A 25746-nucleotide genomic window follows, 5' to 3' on the forward strand; every position below is an offset into this window, starting at 1 on the left:
TGGTGCTACTTGGGTGCCGACGGCGACTCGACGGTGATGGACCCGTCGATGATGCCGGCCTTGATCGTGTCCAGCTCGCCCTGCAGCGCGGGGTCGACCTTGGACTCGAAGTCGTGGAACGGTGCGATACCGACTCCGTCGTTCTCGAGAGTGCCCACGTACGGGGTGTTGTCGAACGCATCGGCACCGGAGTTGGCGACGACCTCGTCGACGCTGGTCTTGAGTCCCTTGGTCACCGAGGTGAGCAGCAGGTCACCGACCGAGGGGTCGGACTCGAACACGTCGGCGTCGGCACCGATGAGGGCGACCGGGCGCGAGGAGTCGCGAATGGCCTGTGCCGCACTCTGATAGATGGGACCGCCGACCGGGAAGATGACGTCCGCGTTCTGGTCGATCAGACCCTGGGCGGTGTTCTTCGCGACCTCGTTGGCGGTGAATCCGCCGGTGAACGAGCCGTTCTGCGAGGGTACGTCCCAGCCGATGACGCGGACCGCTTCGCCCTTCTGCTCGTTGAAGTAGTTCACGCCGTCTGCGAAGCCGTCCATGAAGATGGTGACGGTCGGCAGCTGGGAGCCACCGAACGTACCGACCACGCCGGTGGTGCTGTAGCTCGCGGCCGCGTAGCCGGCGAGGAATGCGGACTGCGACGCGTCGTAGGTCAGCGGCTTGACGTTCGGCAGATCGATCGTGGAGTCGTCGATGATCGCGAAGTCGATGTCGGAGTTGGCCTCGGCGGCCACCTTGGTGGCGTCGGCCAGATCGAATCCGACGGTGACGATGAGGTTGCAGCCCTGATCGACGAGGTTGTTGATGTTGGGGCCGTAGTCGGTGGGCGATGCGGACTCGACGGTGCGTGGCTCGACGCCGAGTTCTTCGGAGGCTTCGGTCAAGCCCTCGAACCCGAGCTGGTTGAACGACTTGTCGTCGAATCCGCCACTGTCGGAGACCATGCAGGGCAGGAAGTCACTCGATCCGCCTCCGCCCGATCCTTCGTCTTCGGGGGCGGATCCACAGCCTGCGATCAGGGCGATGGCACCGAGCGACGCGACGCCGCCGAGTGCTGCCTTCCGCGTACTCGTGCGGGTAACGAATGACAAGATGTCCTCCAATTTAGGTGTACTTCGTCTGGGTCGGGACGCTACTCGCGCGGGCGAGGGTGCGCAGGATTTCGGTCAGGCATCCCTGTCGGGCTCGGCCTTGTGCGGCTCGGCCTTCGCGGTGGAGACATCGTCGGGCAAGCTGCCGCCTTCACGGAGTATTCGTGCTTCGTCCTCACGCACCATCACTGCCGGCCCCGCTGCCACCACCGAGGGGTTCGGCGGAGTTCCGGGCTTGAACACGTTGAAGAATACGTTGAGTACCACCGCGACGATGCTGGCGGCACTGATTCCGGAGTGGAAGATCGTGACGAACCAGTCCGGGAACTCGTCCCAGAAGTCGCTCGCGACAACAGGTATGAGGCCGAACGCCAAGGTCACCGCCACGATGACGACGTTGGAGTTGTTGTCGTAGTTCACCTTGCCGAGGGTGCGGATACCGCTCGCGGCGACGGTTCCGAACAGCGCGATGCCTGCGCCGCCGAGAACCGGAAGCGGGACGACCCCGACGACGGCTGCGAGAATCGGCGAAAGGCCCAGCAGTGCAAGCACGCCACCGCCCGTCGCCACGACGAAGCGGCTCTTGATGCCGGTCATCGCCACCAGGCCGACGTTCTGCGCGAAGGCCGTGGCCGGGAAGGTGTTGAAGATCGGGGCGACGGCTGAGGAGACCATGTCGGCGCGCAGGCCGTCGCCGACGCGCTTGGAGTCGACGTCGGTTCCGACCACTTCGCCGACGGCGAGGATGTCGGCGGTGGTCTCGACCATGATCACCAGGATCACGATGGTCATCGACACGATCGCGCCGATTGCGAAGATCGGTGAGCCGAAGGCGAAGGGTGTCGGGACGGCCACGACGGACGCGTCGGCGACGCCGTCGAAGTCGGTCTTGCCGACGATCAGTGCCGCGATGGTGCCGACGACGAGTCCGAGCAGGATCGACAGCCGCGACAGTCCGGGGATCTTGGTCATCACCAGCACGGCGAGGAGGGTGAACATCGCCAGCCCGATGTTGCCGGGGTCCAGGTAGTTCGGGTTCGGGGCACCGCCCACCAGTTCCTGGCCGGTGATCCAGCGGGCGGCCACCGGCATCAGCGACAATCCGATGACGGTGATGATGCTGCCGGTCACCAGCGGCGGGAAGAACCGAACGATCTTGGAGAAGAACGGGGCGATCGCCAATCCGATCAGCGCGGCCACGAGAACGGCTCCGAGCACGGTGCGCAGTCCGGTTCGCCCGTCGTCCGCGCCGGCGATGATCGTCAGAACCGTCGAGACCGATGCGAACGAAATGCCCTGTACCAGCGGCAGTTGCGAGCCGAAGAACGGGATGCCGATCGTTTGCAGCACGGTGGCCACGCCACTGACGAACAGCGCGCAGGAGATCAGCAGGGCCTGATCGGCTCCGGAGAGTCCGGCCGCTCCGCCGACGATGATCGGGACGGCGATGACGCCGCCGAACATCGAGAGGATGTGTTGCAGACCGTAACCGAACATCTGCAGCACCGGTGGGCGAGCGTCCTCGGGCCTGGTCATGAATGTCAGGCTAGGAACCGGACGTTACGGGCAGCGGCACCCACCCATTTCCGGCGAGTTACGCTTGCTCGGCCTTACCGGCCTCCACCAGATGCTCGAACGCCTTCAGGTTCGCCAACGATTCGCCGCGCGATACCCGCCACGCCCATTCCCGTTTGATGGATTCGGCGAAGCCCAGCTCGAGCAGCACGTTGAAGTCACCGTCGGCGGCCTCGAGGGTCTGGCCGAGAATGCGGTCGAGTTCGTCACCGTTGACGGCGTGCAACGACATTCGGCCGACGAGGTAGATGTCGCCGACCTTGTCGATCGTGTAGTGAACCCCGTACAGGCGACGGTTGCGTCGGAGCAGGTATTTGTAGACGCCCTCGAAGTTCTCGTCGGGTTTGCGGCAGACGAACGCCTCGATCCGCACCCCGTGATGCCCGACGGTCAGCATCGTCGTGGTCTTGAGTTTGCGTTCCCCTGGCAGTTCCACGGTGAACACCTCGCCCCGCCGGGTGTAGTCCAGCTCGCGGTCCTTCAGTGCCCGGTCGATCAGTTCGGCGGTCTCGCTCATGCAGTCACAGCTCCTGATCTGCGTAGTTTCGACAATCCTCGGACGCGTCGCGGAGAGAACTCGCTCGGTCCCTCGCCTCGGTCGAAGTGGAACTTGGCCTTGCGGTAGCTCTCGATGAGTCCGTCGGCGGTGTGCTCCCACGAGAAGTTGCGGGCGTGCTGCGGTGCCGCGGTCGCCATGTCTGCCAAGGCAACTGGATCCGCCAGCATCGACGAGAGCGCATCGGCCCAGTCCTCGGTGCGGTGGCCCTGAACCAGGCGTCCGGTCTCGCCCGATCGCACCGCCACGCCGAGTCCGCCGACGTCCGCGGCCAGGACCGGAGTGCCGCAGGCCTGGGCTTCGATCGCGACCAGGCCGAACGATTCGTTGTAGCTCGGAACGGCGACGATGTCCGCAGCGCGGTAGACCTGGGCCAGGCGCGCCGACGGTTGCGGCGGCATGAACGTCACTCGGGCAGTTATCCCCAGGTTCTCGGCCAGATCGATGAGAGCGTCCGGTCGATCCAGTCCGCTGCCGGACGGGCCGCCGACGATGAGGACGCGCAGCGGTGTCGTCGGATTGCGTTGCAGCACTTCGGCAGCCGCGGCGATCAGCACGTCGGGGGCCTTGAGCGGTTGGATGCGTCCGACGAATGCGACGATCGACTCGTCGGGATTCAATCCGAGCTCGGCGCGCGCCGCACGCTTGTCACCCGGATTGTATTGCGCCAGATCGGCTCCCGGCGCAACGACGTCGATCGAACCCTGCGACGCCCCGTATATCTCGACGAGAGACTTCGCTTCCTCGGTGGTGTTGGCGATCAGCCGGTCCGCCTCGGCCACCACCTGCTGCTCACCGATCTGACGCGCGGCGGGTTCGGGCGAGTCGCCCTGCGCCAGAGACGCGTTCTTGACGGCGGCGAGAGTGTGCGCGGTGTGCACCAGCGGCACTCCCCAGCGATCGCGCGCCAGCCAACCGACCTGACCCGAGAGCCAGTAGTGCGAGTGCACCAGATCGTAGTAACCGGGTTCGTGGCGAGCTTCTTCTCGCAGCACCCCGGCTGCGAATGCGCACAGCTGAGTGGGTAGATCGTGCTTGTCCAACCCCTCGAACGGACCGGCGACGATGTTGCGCACCAGCACTCCGGGAGCTGCCTCGACGACGGGCGCGTCGGTCGACGCCGTCGCACGGGTGAAGATCTCGACCTCCACGCCGCGCTTGGCCAGCTCTTTCGCGCTCTGCAGCACGTAGACGTTCATGCCGCCCGCATCGCCCGTTCCCGGCTGCGCCAGCGGGGAGGTATGCAAGGACAACACAGCGACCCTGTTCAGCTGGCGTCCAGTCACTTCTTCAGTGTGCACGCCTCCACATTACGTCTCGATAACTACCCCTTCCGACGACCGGGCAGACTCGGACCATCCACGAACTCGGTCACCTCGGTGAAGAAGCGCTGCGGATCGGCGACGAACGGCCCGTGGTCCACACCCTCCCAGTACGACGCGACCGCCGTGGGAATCAGCTCCGCAGCGTGCCGTCCGGCGGAGACGTCGACGACGGTGTCCTCGGTCCCGTGCAGCACCAACGCCGGGATGTCGAGGCTGCGCAGCAGGTCGTCGTGGCCGACCGCTCGATCGAACAGGGCTGCGCGAACCCGTGGCCTCGTCGACAGTGTCAACCCGAACAGCGCCTGCGCCTCCGTGCCCTTGCCTTCTGTCGGCCCGGTCAGCGCGTGCCCGAAACTCCCGAGCGCTTTGATCGCGACGCGGGGCTCCTCGGCCATCGCACCGGGGATCGCAGCGCGCATGGCCGTCCCGACGCGGCCGCCTGCCTCTCTCCTGCCGATGCTGGTGATCGCACCGACGAGCACGATGCCCGCCACCGCGCCCGTGCCGTGTTCGGCGAGGTAGTCACAGATCACCAGTCCGCCGTACGACCAACCCAGCAGCACCGCGTCGGATGTGATGCCCTCGGCGGCGAGTACCGCGTCGACATCGCCTGCCCATGTCCTGGGATCGTCGTAACCGGCAGGCGGGGCGTCGGAATAGCCGTGTCCGCGCAGATCGACGGCGACGACGCGGTAACGCTCCGCCAGGTCGGCCAGCAGTCCCTCGCCCCAGCAGGCCGAGCTCTGCGCCCACCCGTGCAGCAGGATCAGTGGCCGCGCCGCTGGGTCACCGCTGACGCGGTAGACGATGTTGGCTCCGTCGATGCCGGTGGCCTGGCGAATCGGTCCTGCTGCACGGGTGCTCGTATCGGGCTGGCTCATAGTGGGTCAACCTACGCGGCAGCCTTGCGCATCGAGGCGAGCGGATCGGAGTACAGGGCGCTCAGAGAGACCACGGTTGCGGCGTACTCCTGCACTTTGTCGCCGAAACCGCTCACCCGAATATCCCTGCGCTCCAACGTCGAATGCGTCGCGAAGGCCTCCCCCACGTGCGGAATTCCGGCCGGGTACGCGGTGAACGCCTGGCCTCCGAGTACCACGCGGTCCGGATTGAACATGTCGCGCAGCAGCGCCACCGTCCGCCCCAGAATCTGCGCTCGCTCGACGAGCAACTCCCGCGCGGCCTCGGAGCCTGCCTGCGCCGCCTGATACACCGCGCCGATACTCGGGTGAGGCTGCGGTCCGACTATTTTGCGATCGACGGCGGCGGCGACCACCGCTCGATCGCTGACGGAGGCCTCGAGGCATCCCCGATTGCCGCAGCTGCACAGCGCCGACGATCCGGTGGGCAGGTGTGCGATGGACCCCGGGCCGCTCGTGGGGGTGTGCACGCGGCCGTCGATGGTCAGCGCCATGCCTGCGGTCTCGCGTGCGTAGAAGTACAGAGAAGTTCCGCTGTTGCTCTGCGACGCAACACTGTCCGACAGGCGCGGTGCGAGAAGCAGCTCCGAGGCCGCCATGGCCTCGACGTGCCCGGAGACCGAGATCGGCAGTCCGAGTCCACCACCGATGATTCCGGCGACGCGGCCGTTCTCCCATCCCAGCCGCGGATGGTCGACGGTGCCGGTCGCGGTGTCGACACGTCCACCGATCGCCACCCCCACCCACAGTGGGGTGCGGCGGTGCCAGCGTCCGGCGAAGGCACCGGCACTGCGGGTGATCGACGCCAACGCTGTCTCCGAAGACCCGGCGGGCGTTGGTATCTCGATGGCACCGAGGATGCGTCCCCGCAGATCGCTGACGATGATGCCGGTGACGACGGCTCCGATGTGGATGCCGATGGTCGAGAACGGTTCGTGATTGACCTCGAACGGCACCCGCGGACGGCCGATCGCCCCCGGTGCCGTCAGGTCTGCGCGCTCACGAAGCAGCCCGACGGTGAGCAGGGCCGACACCTGGCGATTGACCGTGGCGATGCTCGATCCGGTTGCGCGAGCGGCACGCTCGCGCGAGATGGGCCCCTCGACGCAGGCCACCCGAAGCACCGACGCGGCGGGACTGTCGGCGATCCGCAGATCCGGTGCGACGAGTTGGACGCGCGATCGAGGCCTCGGGAGAGACCGCCGAGAGGTAGGGCCGGAGTGGTGGTGCAGGGTTGATACAGACATCCGTTGTGGTCCTCAGCAGTGGCAGATTTCCGTCGTGCATGGACAACGACGGAAGTGCGAAGTGATGCAGGTCAAGGAAGGGGCGCGGTGGTCGTACGGAACCACGACGCGCGAATCGACTGTCTGCAGCTCGAAACGGAGAGCTAGAGACGGATTCCTTGGCCGGGACAACACAGTTCCCGAGGAAGCGGCAAGCGAGAGCCGAGAGCCGCGGTCACATAGGTGACCCGCATCGCGGTGGTCTCACTGGCGGACATGGAATCAAAATTAGCACCCTTGCGTCCGATGTCCAATCGGGCGTCGGACAGCACGGGGCACGCCGGGCATAGAATTTCGCCATGACCTCGTCCGAACACATTTCCCCCGATGCCCGAATCGCCGTCGTCACCGGAGCGAGCTCCGGCATCGGCGCGGCCACCGCCCGCCAACTGGCCGCCGACGGCTTCCACGTCGTGATCGGTGCCCGCCGACTCGACCGGCTCGAGGAGTTGGCGTCGGAGATCGGTGGCACTGCCCTGGAACTCGATGTGACGGACGAGGATTCGGTCGCCGCCTTCACCGCGGTCGTTCCCCGTGTCGATGTGTTGATCAACAATGCCGGGGGCGCGAAGGGCTTGGCCCCGGTGATCGACGCCGACCTCGACGACTGGCGCTGGATGTGGGAGACCAACGTGCTCGGTACATTGCGGGTGACGAAGTCGTTGCTGCCCAAGCTGATCGACTCCGGGCACGGTCTGATCGTCACCATCACGTCCGTGGCTGCCTTCGAGGCCTACGACAACGGATCGGGCTACACCTCGGCCAAACACGCTCAGGCGGTGCTGCATCGGACGTTGCGCGGCGAGCTGCTGGGCAAGCCGGTGCGATTGACCGAGGTAGCTCCGGGTGCCGTGGAGACCGAGTTCTCGCTCGTCCGGTTCGACGGCGACGCCGCCAAGGCCGACGCGGTCTACCAGGGCATCACACCACTCGTGGCGAGCGATATCGCCGAGGTCATCGGCTTCGTCGCATCGCGCCCGTCGCACGTCAACCTGGACCAGATCATCATCAAGCCCCGGGATCAGGCCGGTCCGGGGCGCTTCTCCCGCAAGTAGCGGCTTCGCCGCAGGTGAGCGGAACTTCGTAGTGGGCTACGAAGTTTCGCTCACCTGCGCGTAGCGCTCACAGCGCCGACATCGACTCCCACGTCGGCCAGTCGATGGCCCAGTCGTACAGGTCGCCGTCTGCTGCCGAGAGGTCGATGCGCGTGCCGGTGACCTCGACGGGATCGCCGTACATCGCCGTCTGGAAGTACTGCTGAGCATCGGCGTCGGAGAGGTTGATGCACCCGTTGGTGACGTTCGACGCGCCCTGCACGCCGGTGGTCAGCGGATTGGCGTGGATGAATTCGCCATTGTTGGAGATGCGCACCGCCCAGCGTTCGCGGACGTTCTCGTAGAACGGCGGGTTGGACATCAGGAAGTCCTCGTGCTTCTCGGTGACGACGTGGATACCGCTGCGGGTGACGTTGCGGTCCTCGTTGCCCTCGCCGTAGCTGACCGGTATGTCCATGATCGTCGCGCCGTCGCGGACCACCTGCATGCGGTGGCTGGTGGCGTCGGCGACGACGACCTGACTGCGTCCGATGCTGAAGTTCAGGGTGACATCGTCGGCGCCGTATGCACCGTCGCCGTAGTTCACGCCGTACAGGTTGGCCACCACCGAGACGGTCGTGCCGGGAGCCCAGTAGTTGGTGGGACGCCAGTGGATGCGCGAGCCGTTGTCGTCCGGAAACCATGCCCACGCGCCGGGAGTCGGCGGGTTGGTGGTCACCGTCAACGCCTTCTCGACGGCGGCCTTGTCGGCGATCGCCGAGTCGAACTGCAGGATGATCGGGGCGGCGATGCCGACCTCCTGGCCGTCGCCGATGTTGGTGCTCACCGACGTGCGGCTGGCGGGTTCGACGGTGGTGAAGGCACCGGTGATCTCGACGGCCTTGTCGTCGCTGCCCACGGCCGAGCCGGACCACGTGTACTGCACGCCGTAGCCGAGAGGCTCGGTGATGGCGTACGAGGTCTTGTCGGGCGAGAGCGCGCCCTGGACGACCTTGCCGTCGGGGTTGGTCAACGCGACCTGGGCGAGCGTTCCGTCGGCAACGGAGACCGAGATCGGTGCGACGGGACTGACGTCGACGGCACCTGCGACCGGGTTCTCGGTCACCCGCGCGACGGGCGCTGCTTCCGTGGTCGGGGCTGCCGTGCCCGAGCCGGCATCGCCCGATCCGACGGTGCAGCCTGCCACGAGTGCCACCAAGGCGACCAGCACGGCGATCAACCACACCGTGCGAGTCCGTTTTGTCTGTTCTACCTGCTCATGCACGTTATCCAACGTACCTGCGTCGGCGAACTACCCCGATTTTTGGGGGCAGTCTCACAGCTGGCAGGAGTGGAGCCCGCGGAATGACTCAGAGTTTGCGCGTACGCAGTTCGTGCCCCTTGGACGTCAGACAGCGCCCGGAATCGAGACTCCAGTCCCACCCGTGCAGATTGCAGGTGAGCTTGTTGCCCTCGACGATGCCGAACTTCGTCAGGTCCGCTTTCAGGTGCGGGCAGCGGCGTTGGATCTCGTAACCGCCCATCGTGATCGTGGCGGTGTCGTCGTGCGCCTCGGCGAACCAGCCGTCGGCGTAGGCGATGCGCTCGTCGGTGAGGCACTTGAAGAACGTGTAGAGGAATTCGTTGTAGCCGCCGACGCGTCGGGCACGGAAGCGGGTGGACAGGAAGATCGAGTTGACCCAGTCCGGCTCCCGGTCGCGTATCGCGGTGCGCACCAGTTCCGGCGGGATGGTGAAGCTGTAGCGGAACTTCTCGTTCGAGATCGGTTCGCGCACAATCCTTTTCGGAAAGTCCAGCACGACGGTTTCGTCGCCCATGGTGATTCCGACGGGATAGCCGATACCGTCGCAGATCAGGTCCGTCTGCGCCATGATCGGCTCGAACAGGCCCCTCATCGGCTCGAGCAGTGGCTCACCCTCGGCCGGAGCCCACGCCGCCTTCTCCGCTGCGATGACCGATGCCTGACGCTGGGCATAGGCCTCGATGTACTCGGCCTTACCGGTGGTGAAGATGGCCTCGGCCTCGGCCGTCGGAATCGGGTGCTCGTGGGAGATCAGCTCGGAGCCGTCGAACGTGGCGGCGGTGCCCGGCATCATCAGCAGGCCCTTGTCGTGCCCGTGCAGTCGCATCTGCTCGAGAAACACCATCTGGTCCGGGAACACGTTCGCCGGGTCGCCGTAGACGTCGTTGAGCGAACGCAGTTCGTCGTCGAGGAAACACGGCGGGCCTGCCGACGGGACGACCCAGGTGGAGCCGACCTGCTCGATGTACTGGCGCGCCCGATCCATCTGCCGTTGACGCTTCTGGATGCCGAAGTTCTTCTTCGCGCGCGAGACCATGTCGTACACCATCGGGTACCAGATCGCGCCCGAGTACTGCAGCATGTGCACGTCCACGGGACCGAAATTCTCGGTCATCACGTCCAGGTCCACCGGCCTCGCGTCGTTCATGTTGAACGCGACGGTCTTGCCGTCCGAGACGACCAGACCCGAGTCGCCGATCGGCCCGTCGGCGGGCGCACGCAACGCGATGATCATGATGTCCAGATCGCCCTTGGGACCGGAGATCGTGTGCTTGACCGAGTCCGTCGTCTCGTAGAACTTGTGGAAGCCGAGCTTCTCCAGCTCGTGCTTGAGATCGAGCACCGGGTAGTCCGGCAGCAGGACCGTGGCGTCCTTGTTCACGTGCTCGGCCAGGTTCTTCGGGTCGAAATGGTCCTTGTGCAGGTGCGAGACGTAGAGGTAGTCGCAATCACCGAGGGCGTCCCAGTCCAGACCCGAGTTGTCGGGGAACGGGAACCACGACGCGTAGAACGACGGGTTGACCCACGGGTCGCACAGGATGCTTCCGGCGTCGGTCCGAATATGGAATCCCGCATGTCCCACGCTGGTGACCTGCACTGATTTACCTCCCTGGAGCCTTCACTTGCAAAGCTTCATCGTATGCGCCGTTTCGACCGGCCCTAACCCAGCGCGCAGTTGACGAGGTCACACTCGGGCGTGAGCGTGATGCCGAACTTCTCCTGAACCCCGTCGCGGACGTGCGCGGCCAGCGCCATGATGTCCGACGCGGCCGCCCCACCTCTGTTGGTGATCGCCAGCACGTGTTTCGAGGAGAGCGCCGCGGTGCCGCGCCCGAATTCGGTGCCGTATCCGCGTGGGAAGCCCGCGTTCTGGATCAGCCAGGCGGCCGGGATCTTGGTGCCCGCGGGGTCGGGAAAGTTGGGCGCGTGTGCGGCGGCCTCGGGCACCTCGGGCAGTACCGGGTTGAGGAAGAACGATCCGACGCTCCACGTGTCGTGGTCGTCGGCATCGAGCACCATGCCGCGTTCGCCGCGCAGAGCCAGCACGGCAGCGCGCACGTCCGGCACCGGTACGACGTCGCCGATCTGCACGTCGAGACGCTCCGACAATGCCGCGTAGCGCACCGGAAGCGACTCGGTCGTCTTGTTCAGTGCGAACGTCACGTCCAGAATCACGTAGCGCGAGGATCGCTTGAACACCGACGACCGATGCGTTCCGAAACCGCACTGCTCCGGCGTCCACACCGCCGTCCGATCGGTCTCGCGGTCGTAGACGGTGAGGCTGTGCAGCAGCTCCGACGTCGATGCGCCGTACGCGCCGACGTTCTGGATGGGCGTCGCGCCGGTGGTTCCGGGGATACCCGAGAGTGCTTCCATGCCCGACAGTCCCGCGTCGATCGTCGCCTGCACGACGGCATCCCACTCGACACCCGCATCGACCGTCACGATTTCGCCGTCGATGTCCAGCCGGGACCCGGTCACCCGAACCACCCGGCCGTCGAAGCCGTCGTCGCCGACGACCAGGTTGGATCCGCCGCCGATGACCAGCACATCCGTCCCCGAGCGGTCCGCGTCACGCACCAGCGAGACCAACTCGTCGGCGTTCGTCGCGACAGTGAATTCACGGGCCGGGCCGCCCACCCGGATGGTGGTGAGCTCCGAAATTGCAGTAGGCACGGACTCTCACGCTACCGGTCGCGCACCTGGTCTTCGGTCACCCGGTAACCTGCGGGGATGCCTCGCCCCATTGAGCACAGCTCGACTGTGCCCGCCTCCGCCGACAAGGTCCACGCCGCGCTGACGTCCGAGCAGTACTGGAAGGACCGCATCGAGCAGATCGGCGGACCGGGTGCCAGCCTGAAGAGCGTCACGGTCGGCAACGGAACCATCGACGTCGTCATGACCCAGTCCGTTCCCGAAGAGGAGTTGCCGTCCGCAGTGACCGCCTTCAAGAAGGGCGACCTCATCATCGAACGCACCGAGAGCTGGGGACCGTTCGACGGCACCCACGCCGACGGCACGTTCGGAGCCACCGTCGAAGGCGCACCCGCTCGCATCACCGGCACCACCACGCTCGACGCCGGCGGCGAGACGACCACCATCGCGTTGGCAGGCACCACCGAGGTCAAGGTCCCGATCTTCGGCGGCAAGATCGAAGCGATGATCAGCGAGCAGGTGCTCTCCCTCATCGACAACGAACAGGACTTCACCGGTAACTGGATCGCCGCGAACCCGAACGGCTAACCTGGCGCACTATGGCTCGCCGAATGAACTACTCCGCCCGGTTCACCCACTCGACGCAGCAGGTCTATGCAGCGCTCTCCAGTCGCGATCACTGGGATGCGCGCATCGAGGAGATGCGTAAGTACTCGGAGAACGAGCTGAAGAGCTTCGAGGTGTCCGACGCCGGAATCGACATCGTGATGTACCACGTCATCCCGCGCACCGAACTGCCCGACATCGCGCAGACGGTGATGAAGAAGGACATGATCATCACCCGCAACGTGCACTTCGATGCCTTCGAGGAAGTCACCGCGGGCCACTACGACGCGTCGATTCCGGCCGGACCGGGCTCGCTCAAGGGCACCACCTCGCTCTTCCCCACCAACGGCGGATCGACCCTGCGCACCTCCTCCGAGGCCAAGGTCTTCCTGCCGTTCATCGGCGGCAAGCTCGAGCAGCTGATGCTCGTCAACCTCATCGACCTGTGGCGCGGTGAAGGCGAAGTGACCGCCGACTGGCTCGAGAAGAACGCCTAGCCCTGAGCCCGGTCCATAGAGGTCGTTCCGCAGGCTCCACTCCCCATCTGGGTCGTTCCACAGGCTCCGCTCCCGGCCCCGAAGGTGTCATCACTCGCGGCACCACCGGCATCAATCGGTTGCGTCGTAGCGACCGGTGGCTGATGCACCACCCCGATGTTCGACGCGTTCTGCAGAGCTCGGCGAATCCCCTCGTCGTGGACCTCGGGTACGGGGCGATGCCGAACACGACGCTCGAGCTGGCCGGTCGATTGCGCACCGTCCGGCCCGACCTCCGAGTCACCGGTCTCGAGATCGACCCCGCTCGCGTCGTCCCCGGAAGTGACGGCGTGCAGTTCGCCCGCGGCGGTTTCGAGCTGGCGGGCCTGCGCCCCGACCTGGTGCGGGCGTTCAACGTACTGCGCCAGTATCCCGAGGATGCGGTACCCGCTGCCTGGCAACGCATTCTGTCGGGCCTGGCACCCGGTGGCCTGCTGATGGACGGCACCTGCGACGAGCTCGGCCGACGGTGCGCCTGGGTGTTGCTCGACGCCGAGGGCCCCCGTTCCCTGACGCTGGCATGGGATCCGTTCGACGTCGAGATGCCGTCGGATATCGCGGAGCGGCTTCCGAAGGTGTTGATACATCGCAACATCGAGGGCGAGCTGATCCACGATCTGCTTCGACGGGCCGACAGAGCGTGGTCGGTCTCGGCCCCGCTGGCCCCGTTCGGACCTCGAATCCGATGGCGCGCAGCCATGAAAGTGCTTGCCGAACAGGGTCTTCCGATCACACTCCCGCGCCGACGGATGCGAGACAACGTACTCACGGTCCCGTGGTCGACGGTCGCACCGGCAACGCGAATCGACTAGGTGCAGGCGGACAGTGCCAGTTCGACGCGTTCGGCCACTCGATCCGTGCTGTTTCCGGCCTCGGAGTACAGCGCCTGCGGGTCGACGCGACCGATCGCCACGGCGTCGCACACCACCTCGTCGAGGGTGATCTGGGAGATGCCGCCCGCGGCGAGGTCGAGCACCGTCCGCACCGGAGTGGTGAGGTTGAAGGTGCCTGCCGATTCGACGTCCCGGGGCTCGAGTCGTAGGCGATGAACCGCCAGTCTGGTGTCGGTCAGTCGTAGGTCGCCGAATGCGCAGACGTGCACGAATTGCGGGTGCAGGTGCCCGAATCCGTGTAGCTCCGCCGCGCTCTGGTGCGAGATCACGGCCTCGCCGCCGAACCAGGCACACCACATGGCGAACACTTCGAGTTCGCTGTGTGGCCACTGGCCGAGTCGGAACAGGTTGCGCTCGACGCGAGTCCACGTGTTGGTGGCCAGATTGACGCGCGCCATCGCAGAATCGAAGCCGAGCTCGCCGGCCTGCTCGGCCGTGAAGTAACCGTCCTGGCGAGTGGCCAGCGAGTGCAGTTCGTGCACGCTCGGTCCTGTCGTACTCATGACGCAAGCCTACGTCACAATGTGTTACAGGTCACAAAGTTTCGATCGAGACCGCAGGTTCGGCGAGTTTCACAGAGCTTGCTCAGAATCATCGGGAAGACTGCCAGGAATGTCATCCACAGCCAGGCGGAGCACCGCACCGCTGATCGCAGTCTCCGTCGTCGTCGTTCTCCTCGTCGCCGTCATCGGTGGCGAGTTGTTCGTCCGTCAGCAGATCAAATCCTGCCTCGCCGGCCAGCTCGAGTCCGAGCTCGGCAGCCAGGTCGAGGTCGGTCTCGGCCTGAAGCCGGTCCTGCTGTCACTGGTGGACAAGAAGGTCTCCTCGGTCACCGTCGACAGCGACGACGCGCGCTTCGGTCCCGCCGAGGGCATGGTCGTGCACGCCGAGGCACGTGACCTGAACCTGACGCAGACCGCCGACTCCGGCGGCACCATCGGCAGCTCCAGTGCCGACATCTCGTGGTCGACCGACGGCATCACCCGCACCCTGCAGAGCCAAGGCATCGGCGCGATCGTCTCGGGCGTCACCTCGGACGCGTCGGCGGGCACCCTCGACTTCGCCGTCGGAGCACTGGCGAATCTGACCGTCAAGCCGCAGGTTGCAGACGGCAGGGTCGACTTCCAGACCGTCGACGCATCGATTCTGGGTCTCGGCATCCCCACCGATCTGGTCGACTCCGTCGTCGGTGTGCTGACCGACAGTCTGCAGGCCTACCCGCTGGACATGGCTCCGACGTCGCTGACCGTCACCGACAGCGGCATCGAGCTCACCCTCGAAGGCGGGCAGTACACGATTCCGGTGACTCAGCAGGATCAGAATCAGCCGACACCCGAGGGTTGCTCGCTGGTCGCGTAACCCACGTGAGCGGTAATTCGTAGCTGGCTACGAATTACCGTGCACGTGCGACGCAGTCGCTCTAGTTCAGCCCGTCGAGCACCGCGCGCGTTCCCGAAAGCCCCAATCGTGTTGCGCCCGCGTCGATCATGGCCAGGGCGGCCTCCGTGGTGCGGATGCCGCCACTGGCCTTGACGCCCAGTCGTCCGCCGACGGTCTCCGCCATCAAGCGCACCGCTTCGACGCTCGCGCCGCCTGCGGGGTGGAATCCGGTGGATGTCTTGACGAAGTCGGCACCGGCTTTCTCGGCGGCGCGGCACACCTCGACGATCGCGTCGTCGGACAGTGCGGCCGATTCGATGATGACCTTCAGGACCGCGGTTCCGGCGATCCCCTCGCGGACGGTGACGATGTCGGCCAGTACCGCGTTGTAGTCCCCCGCGATGGCCGCGCCGACGTCGATCACCATGTCGACCTCGTCGGCACCTTGCTGCACCGCGAGCCTGGCCTCGGAACCCTTGATCAGCGAGTGATGCTTGCCCGACGGGAACCCGGCGACGACGGCAGTGAGCATTCCCTCGGCCTGAATCGGCAGCATCGACGGCGATACGCACACCGCGAGCACTCCGAGTTCGCGGCCTTCCTCGATGAGAGCGGCCACGTCGGCCGTCGTGGCTTCGGGCTTGAGCAGCGTGTGGTCGACCATTCCGGCGAGGGCGGAGCGGGTGAGTGTCATGCGGTCCAGCTTTTCACAGCACGCCCTTTCGTAGCCGTGTCGGTCTACGATTTTCGTTCATGACAGCAGCCTCGCTCGCCGCCACCTTCAACGCCACCAGCAGGGAGTTCGACGCGGTGACGCCACAGGTCTGGGGGCCGGCCGGGCAGTCGCTCGCCTTCGCGCTCGGGTTGGCGACCGGGGACACCGTTCTGGACGTGTGCTCCGGCACCGGGGCATCGGCGATCCCCGCGGCGGCCGCCGTCGGCCCGGACGGCCTCGTGCACGCCATCGATCTCGCCGACGACCTGCTCGAGGTCGGGCGGGTGAAAGCCACCGAACGGGCCCTGCGCAACATCGACTTCGTGCTCGCCGACGCCACCGAATGGGAGCCGCCATCGACGGTTCCCGATGCCGGATACGACGCGTTGGCCTGTTCGTACGGCATCTTCTTTCTGCCCGATCCCGAGGGGGACTTCGCTCGTCTGGTGTCGTTGGTTCGTCCGGGCGGTCGCGTCGGGGTGACGGTGTGGCGCAAGGGTGCGTTCGAGGCGTTCGCGGGCACGTTCTTCGAGGTGATCGGTGCGCATTCGCCGCCGAGCGAACACGACGCGCCACTCACGCAGGACGGTTACGACAAGCACCCGATCCGGCGGATGGAGACGGCGGATCTTCTGTCGGCATGGCTCGCCGCGGCCGGCACCACCGATGTCGAGGTCGTGGAGCTGTCCAATCACGTTCCCGCGACGGAGTCGTTCGTGTGGGATCTCGTGCTGGGCAGCGCCATGCGGGGAGCGCTGACACCGTTCGACGATGCGACCCGGACGCAGATCCGTGCCGAGTTCTCGGAGCTGCTCACCGAGCGCGGAATCGATTCGATCGATCTGGGGACACTGGTGGCAACCGGGGTGCGGACGCCCTGAGACAATCGGCGGTATGAGTTCTTCCGTATCCGAGGATCGCCGTTACGTTCTGTCGCTCGGTTGCCCCGACAAGACGGGCATCGTCGCCCGCATCTCGACCTTCCTCGCCGAGGTCGGTGGATGGATCGTCGAGGCCGCCTATCACGCCGATCCCGACACCGGTTGGTTCTTCACCCGGCAGGCGGTGCGCGCGTCGTCGGTGGACATGAGCATCGAGGAGCTGAGGACGCGCTTCGCGGTGGTGGCTGCCGAGCTCGGCCCGGAAACCGAATGGACACTTCACGATTCGGGTGAGCCCAAGCGCGTGGTCCTACTCGTCAGCAAGGAGGCGCACTGCTTGCACGACCTCCTCGGGCGCGCTGCGGGCGGCGAACTGCCCGCTCAGATCTCCGCGGTGATCGGCAACCACAAGTCGCTCGAGCCGATCGCCGCGGCGCACGGCACCCCGTTCCATCACGTCGAGTTCGCCAAGGATCCGGCCGAGCGCGGGCCCGCCTTCGAGGAGGTGCGGTCGCTGGTCGATTCCTACGACCCGCACGCGGTTGTGCTGGCACGCTTCATGCAGGTTCTGCCCGAGTCGCTGTGCGCACACTGGGCGGGCCGGGCGATCAACATCCACCACAGCTTCCTGCCGTCGTTCGTCGGCGCGCGGCCGTACCACCAGGCGTTCGCGCGGGGCGTGAAGCTGATCGGCGCGACGTGCCACTACGTGACGGCCGAGCTCGACGCGGGTCCGATCATCGAGCAGGACGTCATCCGCGTCGACCATTCCGACGAGGTGGCCGACATGGTGCGTCAGGGCCGCGACATCGAGAAGCTGGTGCTCTCCCGTGGCCTGCGGTGGCACCTGGAGGATCGTGTCCTGGTGCACGGCCGCAAGACCGTGGTGTTCAGCTAAATCACAAGTTCCGGAGCCGAACCACTTCGGTGTTGAATTCGTCGATTGCCTCGACGGAGCTCATGTGTCCGATGCCGGGGATCACGATCAGTCTGCTCAGGTGGTCGTGATCGTCGAGGGCGCGGGCGAGTTTGCGGGCGTGCACGGGTGGGGTCAGTCGGTCGGCCGATCCGACGAGCACGCTGGTGGGAACGGACATGTTCTCGAGCGCTTCGTGGATGTCGAGGTCGCTGAGCGCGGCACCCCAGATGCCGCGGGTGCGCGGGGCGCATTCGAGCACGATCTTCTCGCAGAACGCCACCTCGGCCGGTGTCGCTCCTGGTGCCATGGAGATGTACTTGATGGCCTGGCGGGTCACCGGCGACGGCCGCAGCGGAAGCGCCGAGCTGAGCACGGCTTTGCCCACGGGGGTCGGGAGGCGCGGGAAGCGCTGCGGCAGTGGGATGACGGTGGTTTCGCGGACGAGTGAGTCGGTCGCGGTGCTGGCGAGCAGGACGGCACTGACCAGGCGATCGACCTGTTCGGGATAGTTTCCGGCCCAGGCCATGATCGACATGCCGCCCATGCTGTGACCCACCAGCACAGCTTTGTTGTCCTCGTCGACGGTGGCGGTGAGGACCGCAGCGAGGTCGTCGGCCAGCACGTCGGGGCTCAGTGGTCGCGTTCCCACGTCGCTGCGGCCGTGGCCGCGCTGGTCGTACGCGATGACGCGGTAGCGGCCGGCGAGGGCGTTGATCTGCGGGTACCAGTAGTCGGCCGAGCAGGTCCAGCCGTGGCTGAAGACGATCGGCGCGGCATCGGAGTCACCGTAGCTACGGACGTGCAGGTGGGCACCGTCGTCGGTGACCACCTCGGTGATGTGCGGCTCGAAGGTGGGGTACTGCAGCAGCTCGTCGGGCTGGACGTCGGTCGTCTTGGTGAACGAGTGCAGGCGACGCCGCCGAACGACGAACGTACCGATGCCTGCCGCGACGGCCGCACTGCCGACTCCGAACAGCGCGCGTTCGATTACCTTGCGTGAAACCACTGATTCCCCTCCACCTGTATCCCCCGAGCGGGTGCGGTAGAGGCTACGCCCAGAACCGAACGGGCGTCGACGCGGCTGGTTACCAGCGAGGTCCGCGCTGGATGCTGTCGATCTTGGGCCGTACGTCGACGAGGTACACGCACACGGCGACGACGCCGATGATGCCCAGGAATCCGATCACTCCGGAGACGAGGATGAGGAGCAGGCCGACGAACAGGATGGCCAGCCACGCGTTCTTGGTGAGCTTGTCCACGGCAGGAAAGGCGTCGGCGCGCTGACGCAATGCGTGGAAGATCGCGAATCCTGCACCTACCACTCCGAGGATCTGCAGAAAGGTCAGGATGTAGTAGCTGAAGCTGCCGGCGATGCTCACGCGGTCAGTGTACGAGAAACGACCCCCGCGCCGCTCGGCGCAGGGGTCGTTTTCTTTACGAGTGCTTTAGCGAGTGGTCTTCTTCGCCGGAGCCTTCTTGGCCGGAGCCGGGGTGGACTTCTTGGCCGCCGGTGCCGGTGCGGTCTTCTTGGCCGGTGCCGGAGTCTTCTTGATCGGCGAGTTGGCGTTGCTGCGGGTCTTGGCCTCGACCGTGCCCGCCGCGCCGCTCACCTTGTCGGACGCCTTGATGGCCTTGTCCTTGGCCTCGTCGCCTGCTTCGTCGATGTTCTCGGCGAGCTCGTCGGCGGCGTCGGAGATCTCCTCGGCACCCTCACGAACCTTGTCCGATGCGAGACCGGCCAGTGCAGCGGCACGCTCACCCACTGCGCGGGTCTGCGAGGCGACGGTTCCGAGGGCCTGCTCGGTGAGGTCGACGACGTCGTTGGCGGCGGCATTGGCGCGTTCGAGGCGTTCTTCGACGGCGGGCGTGCGGCGGATGCGCTCGACGGTCTCTTCGCCGCGCTCGGCGAGCGAGGTGTAGAGGTCGGATGCCACCTTCAGGTATGCCTCGGCAACCTTGCGCAGCTCTTCGGGGGTGAAGCGCTCGCGCAGCTCGGCGATCTCGTCGGGGAGCTCTGCGGGCAGGTTCGCCAGCCGCTCGCGCAGGCTCTCGACGCCCTCGGTGACATCTTCGGAGATGTCGGCGATGCGGGCGTTGACCTCGCTGGTGCGGCTCTCGGCGCGCGAGCGCACCTGAGCGACGACGTCGGCCACGGCCTGGACGACGGCGTCGCCTGCACCGACGGCTGCGAAGATCGGGGTCTTGACGTTCTCGAAGTTCTTGGAATCAGACATCGGGTGTCTCCTGTTCGTCGGGTTCGGGCTCCTGCGTCGACTCGTTCTCACGACAGAACGAGTCGTAGATCTCGATCAGCACTTGCTTCTGCCGTTCGGTGATGTGCTCATCGCCGAGCAGAGCTTCGCGCACCGGACCGTGGGGACGCGCTTCCAAGATCCCGGCCCGGACGTACAGCACCTCGGAGGAGACGCGCAGACCCTTGGCTATCTGCGCTAGCACTTCTGCGGACGGGTTGCGCAGTCCGCGTTCGATCTGGCTCAGGTAGGGGTTGCTCACTCCGGCCCGGCTGGCGAGTTGCCGCATGGATACCTGCGCGGCTTCCCGTTGGGACCGGATGTAGCTGCCGATGTCCTGGGCCGCAGTGGTGACCACTGCAGCGACCAGATCCCCCGCCTCGGCGACGACCTGCGTCGCCTCGGTCGCTTTGGCGACCAGATCCCCCTCGTTCTCGGCCATATCGGCCTCCTGTTTCGGTGTCCTACTGGACGGTACCGAAGGGTGCTAACTATTGCAAGCACTCTGCTAGCACTAGTGCCCGAAGATCAGATCCGAGATCGTGTAGATGGCGAGACCGGCGATGGAACCGACGACGGTTCCGTTGATGCGAATGAACTGGAGATCGCGTCCGACCTGCAGTTCGATCTTCTTGCTCGCCTCCTCGGCATCCCACCGCGCGACGGTGTCCCCGATGATCGTGGTGATCTCGTCCGCGTAGTTCGCGGCGATGTAACTCGCCCCACCGAGGAGCCAGCCGTCGACCTTGCCGCGCAATTCCTCGTCGTCGCGCAAGCGCACCCCGAGGTTGGCGGTGTTCTCCTTGATCTTGGTGCGCAGCGTGCTCGTCGGATCGTCCACCGACTCGGTGATCAGCCGCTTGGCCACCTTCCACGTCGCCGCGGCGAGGCCGGTGATCTCCTCACGCCCCATGATCTGCGCCTTGAGCTTCTCGGCCTTCTCGATGGTGACCGGGTCGTGCTGCAGGTCGTTGGCGTAATCGACGAGGAACTTGTTGGCGGCCAGGCGTACGTCGTGTTCGGGGTTGGAGCGAATCTTCCAGGTGAACTCGACGAGCTCCTTGTAGACCTTCTCGCCCAACAGGGTGTCGACGAACTTCGGCGACCAGTTCGGGGAGTCCCGCGCGACGACGCGATCGATCATCTCCTGGCTGCCGAGCGCCCACTGGTGAGCGCGCTCGGCGAGCATGTCGATCAACGGCAGCTGGCGATTCTCGCGGAGCAGTTCGTCGAGGATGCGGCCGATCGGCGGTCCCCACTGCGGGTCGGCGAGTCGACGCACGATGGTGCTGTCGATGACGGCGGTGATGTCCTCGTCGTTGAGGACGTCGACGACGCCGTGCAACACGGTCGCCGCCTCGGCCGCGACCCGTTCGGCGTTGTCCGGCTGAGCGAGCCAGGTCCCCAACCGCAGGGGAACCTGCGCGGACGCGACCTTCTCCGACACGACCTCGGGCGCGAGGAAGTTGCTGCCGACGAACGAACTCAGGCTCGCACCCAGCTGGTCCTTCTTCTTCTTGATCAAGGCCGTGTGCGGAATCGGGATGCCGAGCGGGTGCTTGAACAGGGCCGTCACCGCGAACCAGTCCGCGAGTGCGCCCACCATTCCCGCTTCCGATGCCGCGCGCACGTAGCCCACCCAGGCACCTGCGCCCGTCGACTCCTGCCAGCGGCAGAAGATGTAGACGATCGATGCGAAGACGAGAAAGCCCGTCGCGACCGTCTTCATCTTGCGGAGGTCGCGGCGTTTGGTGTCGTCGTCGAAGTTCATCAGCTGCACAACCGACATTGTGCCCAGAAATACCTCGGACCAACCGGACGCACCCTGCGACGGTGTCCGAGCAGGCGCATAGGGTGGTGGTCGTGGCAAGAAATACGACGGAGGCAAAGCTGGACGAGTCCGAGCCGAGCGAGGACAAGCCCAAGGCCGAGAAGCCGGACGGCCGCAAACGTCGGTGGCGTGAGCACAAGATCGCGCGACGCGAGGAGCTGGTCGACGGCACGCTGGCTGCGATCCGGCTGCGAGGCCGCGAGATCGGAATGGACGAGATCGCGTCGGAGATCGGTATCTCCAAGACGGTGCTCTACCGCTACTTCACCGACAAGAACGACCTGACGAGCGCGACCATGTCGCGGTACGTCGAGACGACCCTCGCCCCTCGCATCTACGCGGCGATCTCGCACGAGCTCGACGAGTACGAGCTCACCCGCGTCGTCGTGACCGCCTATGTCGAGACGGTGGCCACCGATCCCGAGGTGTACCTGTACGTCATGGCGAACAACGCCGGCAACAATCGCGACGTCGTCGCCGAGTCCGAGCGCATGATCGCCGAGTTGCTCTCCACCGTGTTGGGTGAGCGCCTACGGCAACGCGAGATGGACTCGGGCGGTTCGGTTCCGTGGGCCTTCGCGATCGTCGGCGCGGTTCAGTTGGCCACGCACTGGTGGATCTCCAACAAGTCCATGTCCGCGGACGATCTGATCGACTATCTCTGCATGATGATGTGGGGCGGTATCCACGGAGTCGCCATGGCCGACGGCTCCCCCGCGAAGTTCAAGTCGCAGCCGCACCCTCTCGTCGTCGAACCCGGCACGCCCTAGCGCTCGTCGTACCCGTCGTCGTCGAGCGGGACCTCGGCTCGTTGATCCAGCACGTCCCGGACGTCGGCCTCGACGGGCAGATCACTCGTACTCGGCTCGCCGGACTCGTCGACGATCGGCAGACTCTGCTCGACCCGATCCTCGGTGGGCGTTTCGATGGGTGATTCGCTCATGTCTCCATTCGTACCATCACTCGTCAGTTTGAGATCCGGTCCGGTCGGACATTCGAACAGGTATGACTACCGATACATTGACCGGACGCCGCATCGCCATTCTCGCTACAGACGGCGTCGAGCAGGTCGAACTGGTTCAGCCTCGTGAAGCCGTCGAAAATGCCGGAGCCACAGTCACATTGGTGGCACTCGACCATGGTGACATCCAAGCGATGGAGAGCGACGTCAATGCCGCCGACACCTTCACGGTCGACCGCGTCGTCGCCGATGTCTCCGCGGACGACTTCGATGCGCTGATCCTGCCCGGCGGCACCACCAACCCCGACCAACTTCGCGTCGACGCGGACGCGGTGGCGTTCGTGCGCGCATTCGTACAAGCCCGCAAACCGGTCGGCGTCATCTGCCACGGTGCCTGGACTCTCGTCGAGGCGGACGTCGTGAAGGGCCGGACGTTGACGTCCTACCCGAGTATCCGAACCGACATTCGCAACGCGGGAGGAACCGTCGTCGACGAGGAAGTGGTCGTCGACGGCAACCTGGTGTCGAGCCGCAATCCGGACGACCTGCCGGCCTTCTGCGCGAAGATCGTGGAGCATTTCAGCGCTTGATAGGTTAGCGTGCCCTATGCACATTTCTCGTTCGTTGGCTCTGCCTGCGGCAGCCCTCGCCCTCGCCCTCACTCTGACCGCATGCAGCTCCGACAACGGCGACACCACCGACCCCTCGGAGGCCGGTGGTGTCGTCGTCACCGACATGTTCGGCGACGTCGAGGTCCCGGCGAATCCGCAGCGAGTGGTTGCACTCGGCTGGTCGGACGCCGAGACCGCACTGGCGCTCGGCGTCCAACCCGTCGGAGCGAGTGACTGGCTCGGAGTCGGCGGAAACGGCCTCGGCCCGTGGGTCGACGAAACCTACGACACCGACCCCACGATCGTCGGCACCTTCGACGTCGACATGGAGTCGATCGCGGCGCTGGCACCGGATCTGATCCTGTGGACTCGCAGCACCAACGACAAAGCCGTCTACGACGACCTGTCCGAGATCGCCCCGACTGTCGCCGCGCCGCCGGGAACCGACGTCGCCTACGGCACCACGTGGGATGGCCAGACCGAGATCGTTGCCCAAGCGCTCGGAAAGGTCGACGAGGGCAAGAAGCTCGTCGACGACACCCAGGCACTGGTCGACGACACCATCGCCGCCAACCCCGAATTCGCCGGCAAGACCGTCGCCGTCGGCACGCTCTACAGCGGACAGGTCGGTGCCTACGTCCGCGGCGACACCCGCGTCGACTTCCTCGAGTCGTTGGGCATGGAGAACACCCCGGCCGTCCAGAACCTCGCGCAGCCGGGAGCATTCAGCATCGAACTGTCCGAGGAGAACATCTCCGCGCTCGATGCCGACCTCACCGTCATGTTCCCCATCGGCACCGGACCCGAGGTGATCACCGACAACCCGTCGATCCAGGGCCTGCCGTCGGCACGCGACGGACGCCTCGTGGTGCTCGGAGATCAGAACCTCTCCAACGCATTCTCGGCAGCCTCGGTCGCAGGCACCCGATACGCACTGGAGAACGCAGTGCCGCTCTTCGCGGCACCACTGAAGGGCTAGATCACACCCTCCCCGGGGGGCTTGTCACACCCTCCCTGGAGGGAAGCCACCCGCGGCGATCGGTCCCCAGGTGTCGATCACGATGCGTATCAACGACTTTCCCTGCTTCACCATCGCCGCGCGGTACTCGTCCCAGTCCGAGTGCTCGCCGGCGATGCTGCGGAAGTACTCCACCAGAGGCTCGACCGCGTCGGGAAGATCGATGATTTCGGCGGTACCGTCGACCTGGACGTAGTCGCCGTTCCAATCGTCACTGTGCACCAACACCGTGACGGCGGAGTTGCGGCGAATGTTGTGCACCTTCGCGCGCTCGGGGTACGTGGCGATGACGATGCGGCCTTCCGAGTCGACCCCGGCCGAAACCGGGGAGACCTGCAGGCCGTCGTCGCGCTTGCGGGTGATCAGGGTGTGGTGGTGCCGCGGAGAGACGAATTCGAGCAATTCCTCACGCGACACGGTCTCGGCTTTTGCGATGGTAGGGGCCATGATTCCCATGGTAGAGAAGTAGTGTCATCGGTCATGGCCGACAACTCGAAATTGTGGACGCTCTCTCCCGTCGAGGTGCTGCGCGCCGGCGCGTCTCCACGTGTGGAGGACATCGATTTCACCGCAACTCCGGGATTCGACGGCAAGAAAGCCCACGGCAACGACGTCCTCGAACAGCGGGGTGCAGTGCTGGCCGCGCTGCAGGAGAAGCTCTACGCCCATGGGCGCGCGGGTGGAACCAGGTCGGTTCTGCTGGTACTCCAGGGCATGGACACCGCAGGCAAGGGCGGAATGGTCAAGCACGTCATCGGCATGGTCGATCCGCAGGGCGTGGACCTGGCGTCGTTCGGGGTGCCGACTCAGGAAGAGAAACAACACCACTACCTGTGGCGAATCCGCAAAGCACTTCCGCGGGCCGGCCGCATCGGGGTGTTCGATCGCTCCCACTACGAGGACGTCCTCGTCGTCGCGGTCCACGACTTGGTGCCACGGCAAGTGTGGGAGAAGCGATTCGACGAGATCAACGCCTTCGAAAAGGAGTTGACCGAACAGGGAACCGTCGTGGTGAAGGTCGCGTTGTTCGTCTCGGCAGACGAGCAGAAGAAGCGGTTGCAGGAGCGGCTCGATCGGCCCGACAAGCATTGGAAGTACAACCCGGGCGACGTCACCGAGCGTGGCTTCCTACCGCAGTACCGGGCGGCGTATCAGCGGGTGCTGGATCGGACCGACGTCGATCATGCACCGTGGTACGTCGTCCCGGCCGATCGGAAGTGGTACAGCCGCCTGGCTGTCACGGAGATCCTGATCGACACGTTGGAGAAACTCGATCTCGATTGGCCCGCAGCCGATTTCGACGTCGAACACGAGAAGAAGCGTCTCGCCGAGAGCTGAACGAGAAGGGCCCGCGACACTGCGTCGCGGGCC

The 25746-nt window shown here is 65.8% G+C and carries 29 protein-coding genes; 11 read left to right on the forward strand and 18 right to left on the reverse strand.

From position 1 onward, the window contains the following. Window positions 1-5: 5 nt before the first annotated feature. The 6 genes from CH274_RS27220 to CH274_RS27245 all read right to left on the reverse strand — a co-directional run bounded on the left by CH274_RS27220 (window position 6) and on the right by CH274_RS27245 (window position 6720). Entirely contained in the window at window positions 6-1097 is a 1092-nt protein-coding gene (locus CH274_RS27220) for a BMP family lipoprotein (protein ID WP_230596611.1), read from the reverse strand. A 75-nt stretch (window positions 1098-1172) separates the two neighbouring features. Further along, on the reverse strand, window positions 1173-2633 hold the full coding sequence (locus CH274_RS27225) for a nucleobase:cation symporter-2 family protein (protein WP_032393862.1): 1461 nt from the start codon (window positions 2631-2633) through the stop codon (window positions 1173-1175). A 58-nt stretch (window positions 2634-2691) separates the two neighbouring features. After that, complete coding sequence (locus CH274_RS27230) at window positions 2692-3189, reverse strand: YbjN domain-containing protein (RefSeq protein ID WP_032393861.1); 498 nt, start codon at window positions 3187-3189, stop codon at window positions 2692-2694. Next, complete coding sequence (gene mshA / locus CH274_RS27235) at window positions 3186-4514, reverse strand: D-inositol-3-phosphate glycosyltransferase (RefSeq protein WP_032393860.1); 1329 nt, start codon at window positions 4512-4514, stop codon at window positions 3186-3188. Before mshA ends, CH274_RS27230 begins: the two co-directional genes overlap by 4 nt. A gap of 38 nt (window positions 4515-4552) precedes the next feature. Beyond that, complete coding sequence (locus tag CH274_RS27240) at window positions 4553-5434, reverse strand: alpha/beta fold hydrolase (protein WP_256993709.1); 882 nt, start codon at window positions 5432-5434, stop codon at window positions 4553-4555. An 11-nt stretch (window positions 5435-5445) separates the two neighbouring features. After that, window positions 5446-6720 (reverse strand): ROK family protein, encoded by a 1275-nt coding sequence (locus CH274_RS27245; protein ID WP_179275879.1) that lies wholly within the window; start codon window positions 6718-6720, stop codon window positions 5446-5448. A gap of 338 nt (window positions 6721-7058) precedes the next feature. Here CH274_RS27245 and CH274_RS27250 point away from each other — a divergent pair, with 338 nt between their 5' ends. Next, window positions 7059-7814 (forward strand): SDR family NAD(P)-dependent oxidoreductase, encoded by a 756-nt coding sequence (locus CH274_RS27250; protein ID WP_094659438.1) that lies wholly within the window; start codon window positions 7059-7061, stop codon window positions 7812-7814. A 67-nt stretch (window positions 7815-7881) separates the two neighbouring features. Here the strand turns inward: CH274_RS27250 and CH274_RS27255 are convergent, their stop codons facing one another. The 3 genes from CH274_RS27255 to CH274_RS27265 all read right to left on the reverse strand — a co-directional run bounded on the left by CH274_RS27255 (window position 7882) and on the right by CH274_RS27265 (window position 11793). Beyond that, window positions 7882-9078 (reverse strand): L,D-transpeptidase, encoded by a 1197-nt coding sequence (locus CH274_RS27255; RefSeq protein WP_179275880.1) that lies wholly within the window; start codon window positions 9076-9078, stop codon window positions 7882-7884. An 85-nt stretch (window positions 9079-9163) separates the two neighbouring features. Further along, complete coding sequence (locus CH274_RS27260) at window positions 9164-10714, reverse strand: MBL fold metallo-hydrolase (protein ID WP_032393856.1); 1551 nt, start codon at window positions 10712-10714, stop codon at window positions 9164-9166. 62 nt (window positions 10715-10776) lie between these two features. Further along, window positions 10777-11793, reverse strand: a complete 1017-nt coding sequence (locus CH274_RS27265; protein WP_094659440.1) for a UDP-N-acetylmuramate dehydrogenase — start codon at window positions 11791-11793, stop codon at window positions 10777-10779. 57 nt (window positions 11794-11850) lie between these two features. Here CH274_RS27265 and CH274_RS27270 point away from each other — a divergent pair, with 57 nt between their 5' ends. The 3 genes from CH274_RS27270 to CH274_RS27280 all read left to right on the forward strand — a co-directional run bounded on the left by CH274_RS27270 (window position 11851) and on the right by CH274_RS27280 (window position 13726). Further along, window positions 11851-12360, forward strand: a complete 510-nt coding sequence (locus tag CH274_RS27270) for a DUF2505 domain-containing protein (RefSeq protein WP_094629748.1) — start codon at window positions 11851-11853, stop codon at window positions 12358-12360. Window positions 12361-12371: 11 nt separating this feature from the next. Next, window positions 12372-12875, forward strand: a complete 504-nt coding sequence (locus CH274_RS27275) for a DUF2505 domain-containing protein (protein WP_094659441.1) — start codon at window positions 12372-12374, stop codon at window positions 12873-12875. Window positions 12876-13018: 143 nt separating this feature from the next. Next, a complete protein-coding gene (locus CH274_RS27280; protein WP_256993710.1) occupies window positions 13019-13726 on the forward strand; it encodes a class I SAM-dependent methyltransferase in 708 nt (235 codons plus the stop codon). Here the strand turns inward: CH274_RS27280 and CH274_RS27285 are convergent. After that, the gene (locus CH274_RS27285) at window positions 13723-14310 is read right to left on the reverse strand and encodes a type IV toxin-antitoxin system AbiEi family antitoxin domain-containing protein (RefSeq protein ID WP_032393851.1); all 588 of its coding nucleotides are present in this window, start codon (window positions 14308-14310) and stop codon (window positions 13723-13725) included. The genes CH274_RS27280 and CH274_RS27285 overlap by 4 nt on opposite strands. 109 nt (window positions 14311-14419) lie before the next feature. On the opposite strand from CH274_RS27285, the gene CH274_RS27290 reads away from it, so the two are divergent. Continuing rightward, on the forward strand, window positions 14420-15166 hold the full coding sequence (locus CH274_RS27290; RefSeq protein ID WP_179272843.1) for an LmeA family phospholipid-binding protein: 747 nt from the start codon (window positions 14420-14422) through the stop codon (window positions 15164-15166). A gap of 61 nt (window positions 15167-15227) precedes the next feature. Here the strand turns inward: CH274_RS27290 and deoC are convergent, their stop codons facing one another. Then, window positions 15228-15881 carry a deoxyribose-phosphate aldolase gene (deoC, locus tag CH274_RS27295; protein WP_032393850.1) on the reverse strand — a complete coding sequence of 218 codons (654 nt, stop codon included), beginning with the start codon at window positions 15879-15881 and terminating at the stop codon, window positions 15228-15230. A gap of 59 nt (window positions 15882-15940) precedes the next feature. Here deoC and CH274_RS27300 point away from each other — a divergent pair, with 59 nt between their 5' ends. Further along, a complete protein-coding gene (locus CH274_RS27300) occupies window positions 15941-16783 on the forward strand; it encodes a class I SAM-dependent methyltransferase (RefSeq protein ID WP_094659443.1) in 843 nt (280 codons plus the stop codon). 13 nt (window positions 16784-16796) lie between these two features. Further along, entirely contained in the window at window positions 16797-17681 is an 885-nt protein-coding gene (gene purU, locus CH274_RS27305; RefSeq protein ID WP_032393848.1) for a formyltetrahydrofolate deformylase, read from the forward strand. Between the two features lies 1 nt (window position 17682). Here the strand turns inward: purU and CH274_RS27310 are convergent, their stop codons facing one another. From CH274_RS27310 to CH274_RS27330, 5 genes are all read right to left on the reverse strand, one after another. After that, window positions 17683-18708 carry an alpha/beta fold hydrolase gene (locus tag CH274_RS27310; RefSeq protein ID WP_032393847.1) on the reverse strand — a complete coding sequence of 342 codons (1026 nt, stop codon included), beginning with the start codon at window positions 18706-18708 and terminating at the stop codon, window positions 17683-17685. 79 nt (window positions 18709-18787) lie between these two features. Continuing rightward, entirely contained in the window at window positions 18788-19075 is a 288-nt protein-coding gene (locus tag CH274_RS27315) for a DUF2516 family protein (protein WP_371828356.1), read from the reverse strand. Window positions 19076-19147: 72 nt separating this feature from the next. Next, the gene (locus tag CH274_RS27320; RefSeq protein WP_045198860.1) at window positions 19148-19936 is read right to left on the reverse strand and encodes a heparin-binding hemagglutinin; all 789 of its coding nucleotides are present in this window, start codon (window positions 19934-19936) and stop codon (window positions 19148-19150) included. Further along, window positions 19929-20396, reverse strand: coding sequence for a helix-turn-helix domain-containing protein (locus CH274_RS27325; RefSeq protein WP_045198858.1), 468 nt, complete (start codon window positions 20394-20396; stop codon window positions 19929-19931). Before CH274_RS27325 ends, CH274_RS27320 begins: the two co-directional genes overlap by 8 nt. A 72-nt stretch (window positions 20397-20468) precedes the next feature. Continuing rightward, the gene (locus CH274_RS27330) at window positions 20469-21743 is read right to left on the reverse strand and encodes a DUF445 domain-containing protein (RefSeq protein WP_032393845.1); all 1275 of its coding nucleotides are present in this window, start codon (window positions 21741-21743) and stop codon (window positions 20469-20471) included. A gap of 74 nt (window positions 21744-21817) precedes the next feature. On the opposite strand from CH274_RS27330, the gene CH274_RS27335 reads away from it, so the two are divergent. Beyond that, on the forward strand, window positions 21818-22555 hold the full coding sequence (locus tag CH274_RS27335) for a TetR/AcrR family transcriptional regulator (protein WP_045200971.1): 738 nt from the start codon (window positions 21818-21820) through the stop codon (window positions 22553-22555). On the opposite strand, the gene CH274_RS29430 is transcribed toward CH274_RS27335, so the two are convergent. Next, window positions 22552-22728 (reverse strand): hypothetical protein, encoded by a 177-nt coding sequence (locus CH274_RS29430; protein WP_155290782.1) that lies wholly within the window; start codon window positions 22726-22728, stop codon window positions 22552-22554. The two genes, CH274_RS27335 and CH274_RS29430, sit on opposite strands and share 4 nt — an antisense overlap. Window positions 22729-22790: 62 nt before the next feature. Here CH274_RS29430 and CH274_RS27340 point away from each other — a divergent pair, with 62 nt between their 5' ends. Together CH274_RS27340 and CH274_RS27345 are read left to right on the forward strand one after the other, a co-directional pair. Continuing rightward, window positions 22791-23336: a type 1 glutamine amidotransferase domain-containing protein gene (locus tag CH274_RS27340; protein ID WP_032393844.1), complete on the forward strand. Its 546-nt coding sequence runs from the start codon at window positions 22791-22793 to the stop codon at window positions 23334-23336. Between the two features lie 16 nt (window positions 23337-23352). Then, window positions 23353-24336 carry an iron-siderophore ABC transporter substrate-binding protein gene (locus CH274_RS27345; RefSeq protein WP_094646842.1) on the forward strand — a complete coding sequence of 328 codons (984 nt, stop codon included), beginning with the start codon at window positions 23353-23355 and terminating at the stop codon, window positions 24334-24336. Between the two features lie 24 nt (window positions 24337-24360). Here CH274_RS27345 and CH274_RS27350 read toward each other — a convergent pair whose 3' ends face one another. Then, window positions 24361-24822 carry a PPOX class F420-dependent oxidoreductase gene (locus CH274_RS27350; RefSeq protein WP_032394153.1) on the reverse strand — a complete coding sequence of 154 codons (462 nt, stop codon included), beginning with the start codon at window positions 24820-24822 and terminating at the stop codon, window positions 24361-24363. Between the two features lie 33 nt (window positions 24823-24855). Between CH274_RS27350 and CH274_RS27355 the strand changes: the two genes are divergently transcribed. Next, a complete protein-coding gene (locus CH274_RS27355; RefSeq protein WP_094659444.1) occupies window positions 24856-25713 on the forward strand; it encodes a polyphosphate kinase 2 family protein in 858 nt (285 codons plus the stop codon). Window positions 25714-25746: the final 33 nt, after the last annotated feature.

This window comes from Rhodococcus sp. 06-418-5 (genome assembly GCF_002258285.1).
In the GTDB taxonomy this organism is placed as follows: Bacteria; Actinomycetota; Actinomycetes; order Mycobacteriales; family Mycobacteriaceae; genus Rhodococcoides.